Source organism: Streptomyces sp. NPDC002867, from assembly GCF_053591895.1.
In genome coordinates this window covers 13,922-29,303 of sequence record NZ_JBSFUR010000052.1, presented here as the reverse complement: position 1 = coordinate 29,303, position 15,382 = coordinate 13,922, and the positions used below count along the sequence as shown (strand labels likewise).

Annotated in this window: 16 protein-coding genes and 1 pseudogene; 11 read left to right on the top strand and 6 right to left on the bottom strand. The window is 74.6% G+C overall.

Translation table 11 applies throughout. The features are described 5' to 3' along the window. The first annotated feature begins 4 nt into the window (after positions 1-4). Genes ACWD0A_RS30320 through ACWD0A_RS30310 form a run of 3 tightly spaced genes read left to right on the top strand, consistent with a single transcriptional unit; the run spans position 5 to position 3,171 of the window. Entirely contained in the window at positions 5-637 is a 633-nt protein-coding gene (locus ACWD0A_RS30320) for a D-sedoheptulose-7-phosphate isomerase (RefSeq protein ID WP_451303262.1), read from the top strand. Then, positions 634-2,037, top strand: coding sequence for a D-glycero-beta-D-manno-heptose 1-phosphate adenylyltransferase (gene rfaE2 / locus ACWD0A_RS30315; protein WP_451303260.1), 1,404 nt, complete (start codon positions 634-636; stop codon positions 2,035-2,037). The genes ACWD0A_RS30320 and rfaE2 overlap by 4 nt, the downstream gene beginning before the upstream one ends. A 54-nt stretch (positions 2,038-2,091) precedes the next feature. After that, positions 2,092-3,171, top strand: coding sequence for a glycosyltransferase family 9 protein (locus tag ACWD0A_RS30310; RefSeq protein WP_451303258.1), 1,080 nt, complete (start codon positions 2,092-2,094; stop codon positions 3,169-3,171). Positions 3,172-3,255: 84 nt separating this feature from the next. Here the strand turns inward: ACWD0A_RS30310 and ACWD0A_RS30305 are convergent, their stop codons facing one another. Beyond that, a complete protein-coding gene (locus tag ACWD0A_RS30305; protein WP_451303256.1) occupies positions 3,256-4,536 on the bottom strand; it encodes an MFS transporter in 1,281 nt (426 codons plus the stop codon). Positions 4,537-5,058: 522 nt separating this feature from the next. On the opposite strand from ACWD0A_RS30305, the gene ACWD0A_RS30300 reads away from it, so the two are divergent. Together ACWD0A_RS30300 and ACWD0A_RS30295 are read left to right on the top strand one after the other, a co-directional pair. Next, positions 5,059-5,805 (top strand): SDR family oxidoreductase, encoded by a 747-nt coding sequence (locus ACWD0A_RS30300; protein ID WP_451303254.1) that lies wholly within the window; start codon positions 5,059-5,061, stop codon positions 5,803-5,805. Positions 5,806-5,817: 12 nt separating this feature from the next. Next, positions 5,818-6,036, top strand: coding sequence for a DUF2795 domain-containing protein (locus ACWD0A_RS30295; protein ID WP_451303252.1), 219 nt, complete (start codon positions 5,818-5,820; stop codon positions 6,034-6,036). 103 nt (positions 6,037-6,139) lie between these two features. Here ACWD0A_RS30295 and ACWD0A_RS30290 read toward each other — a convergent pair whose 3' ends face one another. Next, a complete protein-coding gene (locus tag ACWD0A_RS30290) occupies positions 6,140-7,252 on the bottom strand; it encodes an MGDG synthase family glycosyltransferase (RefSeq protein ID WP_451303250.1) in 1,113 nt (370 codons plus the stop codon). Positions 7,253-7,494: 242 nt separating this feature from the next. Between ACWD0A_RS30290 and ACWD0A_RS30285 the strand changes: the two genes are divergently transcribed. Genes ACWD0A_RS30285 through ACWD0A_RS30275 form a run of 3 tightly spaced genes read left to right on the top strand, consistent with a single transcriptional unit; the run spans position 7,495 to position 9,904 of the window. Next, positions 7,495-8,283, top strand: coding sequence for an SDR family NAD(P)-dependent oxidoreductase (locus ACWD0A_RS30285; RefSeq protein ID WP_451303248.1), 789 nt, complete (start codon positions 7,495-7,497; stop codon positions 8,281-8,283). Further along, a complete protein-coding gene (locus ACWD0A_RS30280; protein WP_451303246.1) occupies positions 8,280-9,158 on the top strand; it encodes a DMT family transporter in 879 nt (292 codons plus the stop codon). Before ACWD0A_RS30285 ends, ACWD0A_RS30280 begins: the two co-directional genes overlap by 4 nt. Next, the gene (locus ACWD0A_RS30275; protein WP_451303244.1) at positions 9,152-9,904 is read left to right on the top strand and encodes a polysaccharide deacetylase family protein; all 753 of its coding nucleotides are present in this window, start codon (positions 9,152-9,154) and stop codon (positions 9,902-9,904) included. The genes ACWD0A_RS30280 and ACWD0A_RS30275 overlap by 7 nt, the downstream gene beginning before the upstream one ends. A gap of 46 nt (positions 9,905-9,950) precedes the next feature. On the opposite strand, the gene ACWD0A_RS30270 is transcribed toward ACWD0A_RS30275, so the two are convergent. The 3 genes from ACWD0A_RS30270 to ACWD0A_RS30260 all read right to left on the bottom strand — a co-directional run bounded on the left by ACWD0A_RS30270 (position 9,951) and on the right by ACWD0A_RS30260 (position 12,176). Beyond that, entirely contained in the window at positions 9,951-10,355 is a 405-nt protein-coding gene (locus ACWD0A_RS30270) for a ChaB family protein (protein ID WP_451303242.1), read from the bottom strand. 154 nt (positions 10,356-10,509) lie between these two features. Beyond that, on the bottom strand, positions 10,510-11,343 hold the full coding sequence (locus ACWD0A_RS30265; protein WP_451303240.1) for an SCO2400 family protein: 834 nt from the start codon (positions 11,341-11,343) through the stop codon (positions 10,510-10,512). Between the two features lie 224 nt (positions 11,344-11,567). Next, a complete protein-coding gene (locus ACWD0A_RS30260) occupies positions 11,568-12,176 on the bottom strand; it encodes a TetR/AcrR family transcriptional regulator (RefSeq protein ID WP_451303238.1) in 609 nt (202 codons plus the stop codon). A gap of 119 nt (positions 12,177-12,295) precedes the next feature. Between ACWD0A_RS30260 and ACWD0A_RS30255 the strand changes: the two genes are divergently transcribed. Together ACWD0A_RS30255 and ACWD0A_RS30250 are read left to right on the top strand one after the other, a co-directional pair. Next, positions 12,296-13,042, top strand: a complete 747-nt coding sequence (locus tag ACWD0A_RS30255) for an SDR family NAD(P)-dependent oxidoreductase (protein WP_451303236.1) — start codon at positions 12,296-12,298, stop codon at positions 13,040-13,042. 369 nt (positions 13,043-13,411) lie between these two features. Continuing rightward, positions 13,412-13,774, top strand: a complete 363-nt coding sequence (locus ACWD0A_RS30250; protein WP_451303234.1) for a hypothetical protein — start codon at positions 13,412-13,414, stop codon at positions 13,772-13,774. 158 nt (positions 13,775-13,932) lie between these two features. Here the strand turns inward: ACWD0A_RS30250 and ACWD0A_RS30245 are convergent. Then, positions 13,933-14,301, bottom strand: a pseudogene (locus tag ACWD0A_RS30245) (SDR family NAD(P)-dependent oxidoreductase); the annotation flags it as partial. Between the two features lie 31 nt (positions 14,302-14,332). Here ACWD0A_RS30245 and ACWD0A_RS30240 point away from each other — a divergent pair. Next, complete coding sequence (locus ACWD0A_RS30240) at positions 14,333-15,310, top strand: MFS transporter (protein ID WP_451303232.1); 978 nt, start codon at positions 14,333-14,335, stop codon at positions 15,308-15,310. The last annotated feature ends 72 nt before the right edge of the window (positions 15,311-15,382 follow it).

Below are 15,382 nucleotides of genomic sequence, written 5' to 3'. Positions count from 1 at the left end.
GACGATGAGCGAACACCTTGCACTCCAGGACGCGCACCAGCACTGCCAGTCGCTGCAGGACGCGCTCGGCCGGTTCCGCCGGCACGGCATCGGCCGGATCGCGGACTGGGCCGCACACCTCGCCGCGGTCCTCCCCGCCGGCGGCCGCCTGCTGGCCGCGGGCAACGGCGGCAGCGCCGCCCAGGCCCAGCACCTGACCGCGGAGCTCGTGGGACGGTACCGGCAGGAACGTCCCGCCTTCTCGGCCATCTCCCTGCACGCGGAGACGTCCAGCGTCACCGCCATCGGCAACGACTACGGGTTCGACCAGGTGTACTCCCGGCAGGTGTCCGCGCACGGCCGCCGCGGCGACGTCCTCGTCCTGCTGTCGACGTCGGGGCGCAGTGCCAACCTGATCTCCGCCGCCGAGACCGGCCGGGCGGCCGGACTGCGCGTCTGGGCGATGACCGGGCCGGGCCCCAACCCGCTGGCCGAGGCGGCCGACGACGCGCTGTGCATCGACGCACCGTCCACGGCGACCGTGCAGGAGGCCCACCTGGTCGCCGTGCACCTGCTCTGCGAATGCTTCGACGCGGCGTCGCCCGTCGCCGGGACGGTCGTGATACGGCCCGTGGCCGTCCACCGGAGGACACCGTGACCGGGCCCGGGCCGCTCGTGGTCGTCGGCGACGTGCTGCTGGACGAGGACGTCGACGGCGTCGCCACCCGCCTGTCGCCCGATGCGCCGGCCCCGGTCGTCGACGTCACCGGCGACCGGCGACGGCCCGGCGGAGCCGGTCTGGCCGCCGCGCTGGCAGCCCGTGCCGGCCGAGACGTGACCCTGGTGACCGCGCTCGGCGACGATCCGGCCAGTGAGGTCGTACGGGCCGCTCTGCGGGACCGCGTACGGCTCGTGGAACTGCCGCTCGAAGGCTCGCTGCCCGTGAAGACCCGCGTTCTGGCGGGCGGCCGGCCCCTCGTACGGATCGACCGCGGCGGCGGCACCCCCGGCGCGCCGGACGGTGCCGTCCGCGACGCGCTGGAGCGGGCCCGTGCCGTCCTCGTCGCCGATTACGGGCGGCACACGGCGCGAGTCGTACGCGACGAGCTCGCCGCCGCGGCCCGTCGCGTACCGCTGGTGTGGGACCCGCATCCCCAGGGGGACGCGCCCGTGCCCGGGGCCCGGATCGTCACGCCCAACGCGGCGGAGACCCGCGCCCTGTGCGACGCCGACACGGGTGACTCGCTGCGCGCGCACGCCCGTCGGGGCTCGGAGCTGGCGGACCGCTGGCGGGCCGCCGCCGTCGCCGTGACGCTCGGCGAGCGGGGCGTGATGCTGACACTGCCGGGCGGCGGGACGCCGATGCTGGTGCCCGTCCCCTACCGGGCCGAGGGCGACCCGTGCGGCGCCGGCGACTGCTTCGCCGCCACGACCGCCGCGGCACTGGCCGACGGCGCCCTCCCCGAGGAGGCGGTGCAGCGGGCCGTGGCCGAAGCGGCCGCGTTCGTCGCGGCGGGCGGCGCCGGGAACCCGGCCCTGTGGCGTACGGCGGCTCCGGCCGCACCCCCGCGGACCCGCGAGACCGACCCGTTCGCCCTGGCCCGCGAGGTCCGCGCCCGCGGCGGCACGGTCGTCGCCACCGGCGGCTGCTTCGACCTGCTGCACGCGGGCCATGTGGGACTGCTGGAGAGCGCGCGGCGGATCGGCGACTGCCTGATCGTGTGCGTCAACTCCGACGCGTCCCTCGCCCGCCGCAAGGGTCCGGGCCGGCCGCTCAACCACCTGGCGGACCGCGTGCGCGTCCTGGCGGCGCTCGGCAGCGTGGACGCGGTCGCGGTGTTCGACGAGGACACCCCGGAGGCGCTGCTGGGCAGACTGCGTCCGGACGTGTGGGTGAAGGGCGGCGACTACGCGGTGGAGGCCCTGCCCGAGGCGGAGGTCCTTCGGACGTGGGGCGGCCAGGCGGTCGTCCTGCCCTACCTCGACGGCCGCTCGACGACCCTGCTGGCCCGCCGCGCGGCGCAGGCCGCCATACGGTCCGGCCCGTCCCCGGCCTGATGGCCCGGGCAGTGCGGGTCCGGGCCGCCCTCACGCGAGAGAGGTGTACGTGACGTGAGTACGCCCCGCAATGCGGCTCCCTGGGACGACGGTGACCGGGCGGCGGCAGCGCGCCCGCGCGTGCTGGTGCTGCGCGCCCTCGGCCTGGGCGACCTGCTGACGGCGGTGCCCGCGCTGCGTGCGCTGCGCCGGCACCTGCCCGGTCACGACCTCGTGCTCGCCGGACCCCGCAGGCTGTCGGCGGCGGCCGCTGCCACCGGCTTGGTGGACCGGCTGCTGCCCACCACGGCGACCGGGCGGGACGTTCCTGCCGAGCTGGCCTGGAGCGGACCGGAACCCGATGTCGCCGTGGACCTGCACGGCAACGGCCCGCCCAGCCACCTGCTCCTCCAGCGGCTCGGCCCCCGACGCCTGTTGGCCTACGCGCACCCCGGCACGCCCGGGATCGAGGGACCGGTGTGGCGGGAGGACGAGCACGAGCGGGACCGCTGGTGCCGGCTGCTCGCCTGGTACGGCATCGCCGCGGACCCCGGCGAGGTGTGGATCCCGCCCGCGCCCGTCCCCTCCCCGGCCCCCGGCGCCGTCGTGGTCCACCCCGGCGCCGACGCGGGCGCCCGCCGCTGGCCGCCCGAGCGGTTCGCGGCCGTGGCGGGAGAGCTGCACCGCTCGGGCCACGACGTCGTGGTGACCGCCGGTGCGGGCGAGGGGCCGCTCGCACACCAGGTGGCGTGCGCGGCGGGCCTGCCGCCCGGGGCGGTGCTGGGAGGCGGGGACGACGTCCCCTTCGAGCGGCTCGCCGCGCTGGTCGGGCAGGCGCGCTGCGTGGTGGTGGGGGACACCGGGCTCGCCCACCTCGCGACGGCGCTGGGCACGCCGTCCGTGGTCCTGTTCGGCCCGGTGGCGCCGCGGCTGTGGGGGCCGCCCGCCGCCGCACGGCACCGCGTGCTGTGGCACCCCGGCGGGTACGACTCGCCCCGCCCGGGGGACGCCCACGGGCGGCTCCCGGACGAACGGCTGCTGAGGATCGGTGTCGACGAGGTCGTCGACGCGGTCCGCGCCCTGCCCGAGCCGGACCCGGCTCGCTCACGCGGGCCGGCGGTGGGGCCCGGAAGGACCCCGGTGGCGCAGGCGTGAGGCCGCCGCCGAGGCGGCGGGCGCCCCGACCGCGGCGGCGGCACGGGCGGCCGGCGGTCGGCGGGGGTGATCAGGCCGTGGTGGTCAGGCGGCGGTGGTCAGGGCCGGACGCTGTTCGGCCGCGGCGGTCTCCTCCGTGCGCAGGACCACGGTCGGAGCCGTACGGCGACGGTGCAGGAGGCGGCCCGCGCCGATCGCGCCCGCGATGAGCAGTCCACCGGTGACGAGCGCGCCCCGCGCCCCGGCGAGCTCCATGAGCAGGCCGAGCGCCGGCGGTCCGGCCAGACCCCACAGGGTGCGGATGCTGCCCCAGACGCCGAGGACACGGCCGCGCAGATGCGCGGGCGGGTCCGTCTGGAGGACGGTCGTCCCGGCGGTGTCCGACACCGATTCGACCACGGCCATGGGCAGGACGAGGACCAGCAGCACGGCCAGCGACGGCGACAGGCCCGCCACCACCTGGAGCAGGGCGCCCGCGGCGGCCAGCGTGCCGACCAGGCGTACGGAGGGCTTGCGCAGCCGGGCGCCGAGCACGGCGCCGACGATGCCGCCCACCGCGAGAACGGTGGACACCGTGCCGAACGCCCCGGCGCCCCCGGCGAGCGGGCCCGTGACGAGGACCGCCAGGGTGAGGCCGTAGTTGCGTCCGAACATGGCACTGATGCCGGTGATGCCGGCGAGCGCGACCAGGCGCGGGCGGCGCATGAAGAACGCCAGGCCCTGACGCACCGTCATATCGTCCTGGGGTGCCGCACCCCCGTCCGCGCGCCGCGGCTCGCGAACTGCTCCGCGTTCCGCGCGCGGCCGCGAGACCGTCTTGTGCACGGGACGCAGGAAAGGGATGACGCAGGCGACGAACACGAACGAGAGCCCGTTGGCGGCATAGGCGGCGCCGGTGCCCAGGAAGCCGACCGTCGCGCCCGCGAGCGCCGCGCCCGCGAGCCGCCCGGCGTTGTGCACCAAGGAACCCACGCCGATGGCGGAGGGCACGTCCTCGGTGCGGACCAGGTCGTTGCCCAGCAGCGCACACGCCGGCCCGTCGACCGTGGCGATCACACCGGTGACGGCGGCGAGCGCCATCAGGATGCCGAGGTTGAGCTGGTCGAAGGCCACCAGGAACGCCGTCAGGAACGCCACGGCACCGAGCAGCGCCTGGCTGGCGGCCGCGGTCAGTTTGCGGGGCCAGCGGTCGACGGCGGCGCCGCCCGCGACGCTCATCAGCAGGCCGGGCGCCGCCTGCACGGACATGGACAGACCCGTCGCCGCAGCGGAGCCCGTGATCTGCAGGACCAGCAGGTTCTGCACGGTCAGCTGCATCCATGTACCGGCGTTGGAGACGAAGTTCGCGACGGACCACCAGCGCATGCTGCGGTACCTGAGGGAACGCCAGGGCGAGCGGTCGGTGGCGGATGCGGACGTGCCGGAGCGGACGGCGGAGGAAGAAGACACAGTGAAGTACCGGGAGGCAGGTGCGGCATACGGCGGACGTCGGACGGCCGGCTGCTCTGCGCGGCTGATCCACCGGATCTGTCGGGTGCCGTGGCGCCCGGGGGCGGTTCACCCCGGGAGACGGCGTCGACCATCGTGGCAGACCGGAACGGACAAGAGCCGCCGCGGGGCGGCGCGGTGACGGCGGCCGGTCCGCCGATCCCTTGTGCCGCCTGGGAACGCGTACTTCTCGTGTGCTTGCTCACAGGGCCGGCCGGGACGGCGGGGCCGGTGCGCCCGGGGCCGGTGAAGGTGACGGCGGCCACTCCCGCGGGCCCCGTGAGGCGGCCTAGTACGGCGTGCCGCGGGCACCCGGCGGCGTCACAGTGAGAGACGGACCGGTTTCCCGGCGCACACGGTGGTTACCGGGGACGGTGCAGTCAAGGAGAGGCAGGGGACATGGGCAGCGCAGTGCAGGTCGATCTTCGGGGCAAGCAGGCACTGGTGACCGGGGGCGCCCGGGGCCTGGGAGCCGCCGTCTCGCGCAGGCTGGCCGGGGCGGGAGCGTCGGTCCTCGTGGCGGACGTACGGAAGGAGACCGCACGGGAGCTGTGCGAGGACCTGACCCGGGCCGGTCACGACGCCCGTTTCGTGGAACTGGACGTCTGCGACTCCGCGATGGTCGCGGACGTCTTCCGCGATCTGGACGCCGAAGGGCAGGCGGTGGACATCCTGGTCAACAACGCCGCCGTCGACGTCTCCAAGCCGATCGAGCACCTGACGGCGGACGAGGTGACCCGCGTCGTCACCACCAATCTCCTGGGCCCCATGTACCTGTGCCTGGAGACGTATCGCCGCATGATCGCGTGCGGCGGCGGACACATCGTCAACATCCTCTCGACGGCGGCGAACCGCACCTGGACCGAGGCCGGACCGTACTCGGCGGGGAAGTCGGGCCTGCGCGCGTTCACACACACCCTCTTCAAGGAGGCGCAGCGGGACTGTCCGGGGATCGGCGTCACGGGCATCATCGCCGGCGGCATGGAGACGCCGTTCATCCTGGAGCGGTTCCCGGACGCGGACGTCTCGATGCTGCAGAGCCCCGACATCGTGGCCGACACACTGCTGTACGCCCTTTCTGTGCCGCCCGGCAGCGCGGTCTCCGAACTGGTCGTCGTTCCGCGCAGGGAGCCGTCCTGGCCCTGACCACCGCACAGCGTGCTCCGGCGCCGGGCGACCGGTTCGTATGGGTCGGAGTTCGCCCGGCACCTCGACCGGACGGTGTTCCCGGCGGACCGCCGTGCCGTGCTGCGCGCCCTGGAGGAGAGCCACGCGCCCGAACCGGTGCTGGAAGAGGCGCGCCGGCTCCCGGAGGACGGCACCTTCCACAACGCGGACGAGATCGTCAGGGCGCTCGGTCACCGGCCCACCACCTGAGGAACCACGAGAAGGACCACGACCCAAGGAGTGCACGACGGCCCCGCCGACCGCCCGCGCACGCCGTCGGCGGCCCCGGTCCGCCCCCACTCGGCGGACCGGGTCACGAAGGGCCGTGGCCCGCGGGCCCGGGGAGGCAGAAGTCACTGATCAGTGCGGCGGCGTCGGCGGTGAACGCCGCCGCGCCGCGGGCGCGCTGCCGGTCCCGGGCGGCTCCGGCGGACGCCAGCCGGTCCACGGCCCGCAGCAGTTCCGGCAGATCCCGGGCGTGGACGGAGAGGCCGGCCGCCGCCATGCTCCGTACGCCCTCGGCGCCGTGGCCCGGGATGGGCCGGTAGCCGATGACGGGAACGCCCGAGGCGAGCGCCTGCACCGCGGTCTGCCCGGCCGCATTGTCGATCAGGACCCGCACCGACGCGAAGAGCTCGGGCATGTCGGGAACCCATCCCTGCCCCAGCACGCCCGGCAGCCGGGCCGTGCGTCGCATCAGGGCACGATCCCGCCCGCACAGGACGACGGGCAGCCATCCGTGGCCCGCGAGTGACCGCGCGGTGTCCGGGACCGCCGAGCCCACACCCCACGCGCCCGTGGACAGCAGCACGGGCGCCCGGCCGGGCGCCAGCCGCGCGAAGTCGGACTCCCAGTGAGAGGGCGTGCGGGCCCTCGTACGGAACCGGGGCGCGACGACCGGTCCCGACACCAGCGCGGTCCGCCCGGTCTCCGCGCGGACCGCCGCCGCGGCCTCCTCGGTGACACACACGTACAGGTCGTTGCCGGGGTGCAGCCACCCCCGGTGCACCGCGAAGTCCGTGAGGAAGACGGCCGCGGGTACCGACAGCGTCCCCTGGGCGCGCAGCCGTCCGGTGATCTCGGCGGCCAGGTGGAACGTGGAGACGACCGCGTCCGGCCGCCACAGCTCCACCAGCTCCATGAGTCTGCGCTCCGCCGCCGCGGCCAGCGGCGTGCTGCTGGGCCGCGGTCCCTCGGCGGGGGACAGGAACAGGGCGTAGATCCCCGCGTACAGCCGGGGAATGTGCCGGACGGTCGCCTCGTAGAAGGAGCGCACGGCCGCGCCCGCGCCCGGGGGAAGGAGCCTCAGCACGTCCCGCACGACGGCGTGGTCGCCGCGCTCGCGCAGCCTGCGGGCCAGCTCGGCGGACACCGCGTCGTGGCCCGCGCCCATGCCGGCGCTGAGGAGCAGGAATCGCCGCCGCATGATCCTCCGGTCCTCCGAGGGAGCGTCCGGGCTTCGTCAGGGGCTCCATGCCGTGGCGGGCGGACACCGAATCGAGCCGTTCGGGTGACTCGGCGCCGGGAGGACCGTTCGTGGACGGGCGGTTGCCCGCCGCAGCGCCGAAGCTGGCAGGGGGCCAGGCCGTCGAGAGATCCGGAGGACTGCCGGTGCGTGGGACGAGGCGCAGGACCAGTTGCCGGGCTCGGCACGGCGCGGGGCAGGGCATGTCGCGGCGCGTCGCCCGCTCGGGCGGGGTGCCGCCGGTCGTTCTCGTCACCGGGGCGTCCTCGGGCATCGGCGAGGCCGTCGCGGCCGCCCTCGCGGCCGAGGGCGGCTGGCGGCTGCTGCTCAGCGGCCGTGACCGCGACCGTCTCGCGGCGGTCGCGGGCCGCACCGGCGGCCACGCGCTGCCCGCCGACCTGGCGGTCCCTGCCGAACGCGACCGGCTGGCCCGACAGGCGCTGGACCACGCGGGCCACGTCGACGCGCTGGTCGCCTCGGCGGGCATCGGCTGGTACGGCCCCTTCACCGCGATGCCCGCCGAGGCCGTCGACCGGCTGCTGACCGTCAATCTCGCCGCGGTGCTCCACATGGTGCGGCTGCTGCTGCCGCAGATGGTGGCGCGCAGGACGGGGCGGGTGGTCCTCATCGGCTCGATGGCCGGATGCGTCGGGGTGCCCAACGAGGCCGTCTACGCCGCCGGCAAAGGAGCCCTGCTGGCCTTCGCCGAGAGCCTGCGCCAGGAACTCGCGGGCACCCGCGTGCGGGTGTCGGTGATCTCGCCCGGTGCCGTGGACACACCGTTCTTCGCCCGTCGCGGGGCCCCGTACCACCGCGCCCGGCCGCGTCCGGTGCCCGCCGAGCGGGTCGCCGACGCGGTCAGGGAGGCACTCGTACGGGGCCGCAGCGACCTGTTCGTGCCCGGGTGGCTGGCCGTGCCGGCGCGGCTGCACGGTGTCGCGCCGGGCTTCTTCCGCTACCTGGCCGGACGGGCCGAACCGGCGGCGCGATGATCGCGGTCTCGATCGTCCTGGCCCTGCTCGCCGCCCTCGGCAACGCGGCCGCGTCCGTACTCCAGCGGCGCGCGGCCGCCGAGGAGGCGGACCCGTCCTCCGAGCCCGCCCGCCCGTGGTCGTGGGCGGTCCGGCTGGTCCGGCGGCCGATCTGGATCTGGGGCGCGGCCCTGCTCGCCGTCTCGGGGCTGTGCCAGGCGGCCGCCCTCGCCACCGGCCCGCTGTCGGTCGTGCAACCCGTCATGACCACGGAACTGCTCTTCACCCTGGCCGTCGGCGGCATCGTGTTCCGCCGCCGCCCCGACGGCCGCACCTGGTGGGCCTTCCTCGCCATGGCCACGGGCCTCGCCGTCTTCCTCGCACTCCTCGAACCGTCCGGCGAGCGGGCGACCGTACCGGGAGTCCGGTGGCTGTGGACGGCCGTCGCCGTCGCGACGGCGGTCGTCGCGCTCGTCGCCGTGTCACCGCGGCTCCCGTCCGCGCCACGGGCGGCCGTCCTCGGTACGGCGACAGCCCTCGGCTTCGCCTGCACCGCCGCGCTGATCAAGGACGCGACGGGACGGCTGGACGAAGGCATCGCCGCCCTGTTCGCCGCGTGGCAGTTGTACACCGCGTTCGCCGTCGGACTCGGCAGTTTCCTCCTGCTCCAGGTGACCCTGCGGGCGGGCACGCTCGTCGCCTCGCAGCCCGCGCTGACCCTGGGCGACGCCCTGCTCAGCGTCGTCCTCGGCTCGGTGCTGTTCGGCGAACACGTCGAACTCGGACTGCGGATCCTGCCCGAGGCGGCCGCACTGGCCGTGCTCCTCGCCGGCACGGCGCAACTGGCCAGGTCGCCCCTGCTCGCGGGCGAGGAAGACAAGGAGGCGGCGTGGTGACCACACCACACGCGGCCGCGCCCGGCGGGCGCAGGACCGCCGTCCCGGCCGCCGCGGCGGCGCTGGCGGTGACGGCATGGCACATCGGACCGGCGGCCACCTGGATCCCGTCCGTCCGGGCGGTGCTCGGGGCGACCCTCGACGGTCGTGGGGACCCCCGCCGGGTGGCCCTCACCTTCGACGACGGCCCCGACCCCGGCAGTACCCCCGACTTCCTCCGCGCCCTCGACCGGCTCTCCGTGCGCGCCACGTTCTTCGTGCTCGGCAGCAGGCTCGCGCGGCATCCCGAGCTGGGGCGCCGCATCGCCGCCGAGGGCCATGAACTGGCCGTGCACGGCTGGTGCCACGAACGGGGCTGGGCGCCCCGCCCCGTCCGCGACGCGCACGACGTGGCCCGGGCCGCGGACGCCGTCCACGGAGTCTCGGGCGTGTACCCGCGCTGGTACCGGCCCGCCTACGGTGTCCTCACCGGCGGACGCTGGGCAGCGGCGCGCCGCGCCGGGCTGACGCCGGTGCTCTGGTCGGCCTGGGGGCGCGACTGGACCGCATCCGCCACCCCCGGCAGAGTCCTCGCGGAGGTCACGAGCACTTTGCGCGGGGGCGCGACGGTGCTGCTCCACGACACCGACGCGTACAGCGCGGCCGGATCGTGGCGGGTCACGCTGGCCGCGCTGCCCTTGGTGGTGGAGGCGTGCCGGTCCCGCGGACTGACGGTGGGACGGCTCGCCGACCACGGCATCGGCTGACCGGCGAGGCCGGCCGGGGACGGCGCCGTCACCCGTCTCACCCGTCTCACCGTGAACGAGCCTGGCGGGTCTTCGAGCGGTTCTCCTTGCGAATGGCCTCCAGCAGCTCGGACCTGCTCATCCGGGACCGGCCCGCGATGTCCAGGCGCTGGGCCAGGTCGTACAGGTGCTGCTTGGTGGCGTTCTCGTCGACGCCCTCACCGCTGCGGGCGGGCCGCTGCCGCGGCGTCCGCGCCCGCGGGTCCGACGGTCCCTTGCGGCCGTGTTCCTTCCGCTCCCAGTGGTCGGCGACCTTCTCGTGCGTGTGCTTGAGCGCGCTGAAGGCGACCCGATGGGCCCGCTCGCCTTCGCCGTACTGCTCCACGGCGGAATCGTGGGCCTTGATCCATGTGCGCTGTGCGTCCTTGGACGAGCGCTCCAGCGTCGAAGGGAGCTCTTCGCGTCCTGGCATGGTTCACCTCCGGTGCGACGCAGGCCGTGTGCCCTCTGCGCTCGGGACGAAACGGTGCCGCGCGGGGAAGCGCCGACGACCGCGCAGAGACTGCGCGATCGTCGAGGGGACGCCGGTTCCGGCGTCACGAGTCGGAGTGACGCCCGTCCTGCCGTCAGCCGAGGCAGAGGACGAGCAGGCACACCTCGCTCGGTGACGTGGTCGCCGTTTGCGACGGCGTCGCCTCCGGACGGTCCTCGCCCGATGTGCCCGAATCACCCGTGTTGCCCGAGGTGCTCGGCTTCTGGGTGGCGGAGTCGTCGGCGGTGGGCCGCGGGGCCGGGGCCTCGGAGCGCTGCGCCTCCGGCCGTGCGGCCGCCTCGGTGGCAGGGCGCTGCGGCGGAGGCGTGGCCGCGGGGCGGGCCACGGTGATCGTCGCGGTCCGCTGCCGCGGGACGGTGGTCGGGGAGGGACGGGTGTCCGGCTTCCGCGTCGCCTGCTTGGCCGGCTCCGCGGACGGCGAGACGGGCTCGCTCATCCGGGCCGCGTTGGGGGTGACGGTCTCGGGCGCCGAGACCGCGTTCATCCTGCCCTTGGAGGACCCGGAGGGCAGCGCCGCGATGGTGAGGCCGCCGCCGACGAGGGCGATGGCCGTTCCGGCCACGGCGCGGCGCCGGTTCTTCTTCCAGCGGGCGAGCTGCCGCCGCCGGGCCGCACGGCCCGGCGCGCCGGAAGCGGTGGACCCGGAGGCCGTGACCGGTCCGTCGCCCGCGGAGCCGTCCGGCACGGCCGTCCCCGCTCGTGCGCCGGCGACGACCCGGGAACCGGGGCCGGTCGGCGACTTGGGGGCGGGTGACCGCTCCCCGCGCAACGGGTCCCACTCCGCCGTGGCCGTCGTCGCCTGGTCACCGCGGTGAGGGGGCGGGGCGATGTCCGGTGCGTACGCGCCGCAACCCGGGCACACCAGAGCTCCGTTGAGGTGCCGACGACATGACGAGCAGTAGTCCATCTGCAAACTTTCTGTGCTGCCGGAGCTGCCAGAGACATCGGCGCCTTGTGCGCTGTCGCGCATGGGTTCGGTCGGCCAGCAACGCTAGCCGCGATCTCGGCAGGCGCTGCGCATTACTTGTGATGCTTCTGCAAAGATCGGCCGCCGGCCGTGACCTCGCGGTGGTGCCGGGGCATGCGGGCGCAGGAGCCGGCGGCCGGGCGGGGGAGCCGGCTGCTGAGGCGTCAGCCGGTCCCGGTCACCACGTCCCACGACGCCGTCGCGAGGTCGGCGGTACGGTCCAGCTCCGCCTGCGAGGCGCCGTCGCGCGCCCGTACGGACATGCCCTGGAGGACGGCGGTGTAGTACGCCGCGACCGCTTCCGCGTCAGCGTCCGGATGCACATCGCCTTCGCGGACGCCCTGTTCCAGGCGGCGTACGAGCTTGTCCATGCCGTCGCGCCGCCGTGCCGCGAGGTGTTCGCGCACCGGGGAGTTGGCCTCCGAGCAGTTGGTCGCCGAGAGGACGATCATGCAGCCGGGGGGACCACCGTCCGCGGTGCGGGCTCGCGCGTTCGCCCTCAGCAGGGCGGCCACGGCCTCGCGGGCGGTCGGCGCCTCGTCGAGGGCCCGCGCCGCCGCGCTCCCGTCGGTCGCGTCGTAGAGGGCCACTGCCTCGAGGAAGAGCTGCTCCTTCGACCCGAACGCCGCGTAGAGGCTGGGCGACGCAATGCCCATCGCCGCGGTCAGGTCGCTCATGGACGCCGCCTCGTAACCGCGCTCCCAGAACACCCGCATCGCCTGCGCGAGGGCCTTCGTGCGGTCGAAGCTCCGGGGCCGGCCGGGTCCCGCCATGCTGGGCCGCCTTTCTGTGCCGAGCGTTCAATATACCGCTTGACCTGCGGCCCGCGTGCGTGTGAGGGTTTCTGTGTCGATCGATACATAATCAACGGGCGAACGATGGTGGGGACGTCATGGGTGAGTTGGCGGGCAAGGCGGCACTGGTCACGGGCGGGAGCAGGGGGATCGGCGCGGCGATCGTCCGCAGGCTGGCGCGTGACGGCGCCGACGTGGCCTTCACCTATGTCAGCGAGAGGGGGGAGGAGCGAGCCGCCGAGGTCGTGGCCGAAGTCCGGGGCATGGGGCGGCGGGCGCTGGCGATGCGGGCCGACGTGGCGCTCGCCGACCAGGTCACGGAGGCCGTGGAGCGTGCTGCCGCCGAGTTCGGGCGGCTGGACATCCTGGTCAACAACGCGGGCGTGTTTCCGAGCGGACCGATCGAGGACGTCACCCTCGAGGAGGTCGACCACACGCTGGCCGTGCACGTGCGCGCGGCGTTCCTCGCCGCACAGGCCGCGGTACGACATCTCCCGCGCGGCGGGCGGATCATCAGCACCGGCAGCAACCTCGCCGCGCGGGTGCCGTTCGCCGGTGTCGCGCTCTACAGCATGAGCAAGGCGGCGCTGGACGGCCTGACCAGGGGGCTCGCCCGCGACCTCGGCCCGCGCGGTATCACGGTGAACGTCGTCCACCCGGGCTCGACCGACACGGACATGAACCCGGCCGACGGCGCGGGCGCCCAGGCGCAGCGGGACCTCACGGCCCTCGGCCGCTTCCTCGAACCGGACGAGGTGGCCGCGACGGTGGCCCACCTCGCGGGGCCGGGCGGCCGCGGCATCTCGGGTGCGGGGATCACGGTCGATCTGGGCACGAACGCGTGAGGGTGCGGACCGGCGCGTGATCCTGTGGGCGGCTGACGGAGTCCCGCCCGTGGGACGCTCACGCCGGACCCGAGGGGCGCATTTCGGGGGAGCCCGCCCGCGTGGGGCCCGAAGCGGAGCCGTCGCGCGGCCGGGCGGCGTTGCGGGCCGATCGGTCTTGGGCGACGGGAATTCTCGTAGTCGTCGATATCGGGCCTGTCCGGCCTTCGTGTAACGCTTCGTCCGCGTGCGGCGCAGTTTCGGGCAGGGGCGCGACGAGCGCCCTGTATGCGGTCACGGCCGGGATTTCTCCCGCTGCGGGAATTCCCTTTGCGCAGTGACCGCACTTCCGTGCCGTCGAGGCGGTGTACGCGTCAGATTGGGACTCCAGTGAGTAACACCGAACCCCTGCCGGACCAGCGGCAGTACGACTTGAACCAGGGCGGCGAACCACGCCGCTCCCGTGACGGGGACGGGTCCGCCGCACGCCGGGCCGCCCTGGTCATCCACACGATCGCCGACGTCGCCGCGGTGGTCCTGGGACTGTGGATCCTGCTCTACCTGCTCGAGGCCAACCGTTCGAACATCTTCGTCGAGTTCGTCGAGGGGATGGCCGACTGGCTGGCGTGGTGGTCACAGGACATTTTCACGATGGACACGGACGGTCTCCGCGTTCTCCTCAATTACGGACTGCCCGCAGTGATCTATCTGCTGGTCGGTCACGGTATCTCCTCGCGAGTCCGCCGCCTCTGACCTAATTCCCGATGGCTTCACGGCCCGTTCGGGTTTGTGGAGAAAAGGAAAACGCCGAGCGAAGGACGTGCAACTCTTTTCGCTGCGGGCCGGCCCGCACACCGGGGCCGAAAGAGGGCCGGCGTCCGCAGGGACGCCGGCCCCCTCGCGTCGGCCGCTCAGGTGCGCAGATACGAGGCTCCGTTGACGTCCAGGACCGTGCCCGAGCACCACGTGGCTTCGGGCGAGGCGAGATGGAGCACGGCGGAGGCGATCTCCTCCGGGGCCGCGACGCGGCCGAAGGGACTCTGCGACCGGATCTGCTCGCCCTCCGCGCCGCTGAGCCTGTCGGCGACCCGCTCGGTGGCGACGAGACCGGGCGCCACCGAGGCGACCGCGATGCCGTGCGGCGCGAGCGAGACGGCCGGCGACTGACCGAACGCGTGCAGCGCCGCCTTGGTGGCGCCGTACGCCGGATGGTCGGGCTCGCCGCGGAACGCGCCGCGTGAGCCGATGTTCACGATGCGCCCGGCCCGGCCGCCGTCGATCCTGCGGCGGGTGGCGCAGTAGCTGACGTCATTGGCTCATGGACATGCCTGGCACCCCGACAGCGCCGCGCGCCTCGCCGCCGAACGCGCCACCGAGGAGGAGGTCGCCGAGCTGGACAGCATCGTCGACACGATGGCGGCGGAACACGCACCGCCCGGCAAGCGAGGCCGTTACGCCGCCCTGCCGCAGGTCGGCTCCCCGGTCGGCACCCTGCTCCCCTCCGGCGCCTTCGCCCTCGTCCTGCTCCTGCCCGACGAGCAGTTCGACTCCTGGGGCTGGCGCCTGCCGTTCCTGCCGGCCTTCCCGCTGCTGGTCATCGCCGTCTACATCCGTCGCAAGGTCGAGGAGTCGCCCCTCTTCGATGAACTGCTCAAGCAGGACGAGCGGGCGAAGATCCCGGCCCTCGAGGTCTTCCGCACCGCGTGGGGACGCCTGCTCGTGGCGATGGCATCCGCGATGCTGGGCGTCGGCGGCTTCTACGTCCTGACCACCTTCGTGATCAGCTACGGCACCACGACGCTCGGCATGTCGCGCGGCCTCATGGTGAACGCGACCCTGATCGCGGCCGTCGTCGAGATCGCGGTGATCCTCGTCATGGGCCGGCTCGCCGAACGCGTCGGTCCCGGCCGGCTCACCCTGTGGGGCGGTCTGATCAGCGCGGTCTGCGCCTTCCCCGTCTTCTGGCTGATCGACACGCGGAACCCCGCGGCGATCGTGCTGGCCGTGGCTGCCGGGATCGCCGTGCTGTCCGTCGCGTACGCCGTCTCGGGCGAGCTGCTCACCGAGCTGTTCCCCGCGCACCTGCGCTACAGCGGTGTGGCTCTGGCGTACAACTTGGCGGGCGCGCTGATCGGCTTCCTGCCGTTCCTCGCGACGGCCCTGCTGAAGACCAGCGGCGGCGCCTCGTGGCCGGTGGCCCTGCTGCTGGTGGGCATCTCGCTGGTCACGGCGCTCGGCGGGTTCCTGGGCGAGCGGCTGCGCGTGAAGGACAACGTCGTGGGCGCCTGACGGGCCTGCGCACAGCGGTGTCCCGCCCTCGGGGGGCGGGGCACCGCGGCGCTGGGCAAGGACCTGAGCCCG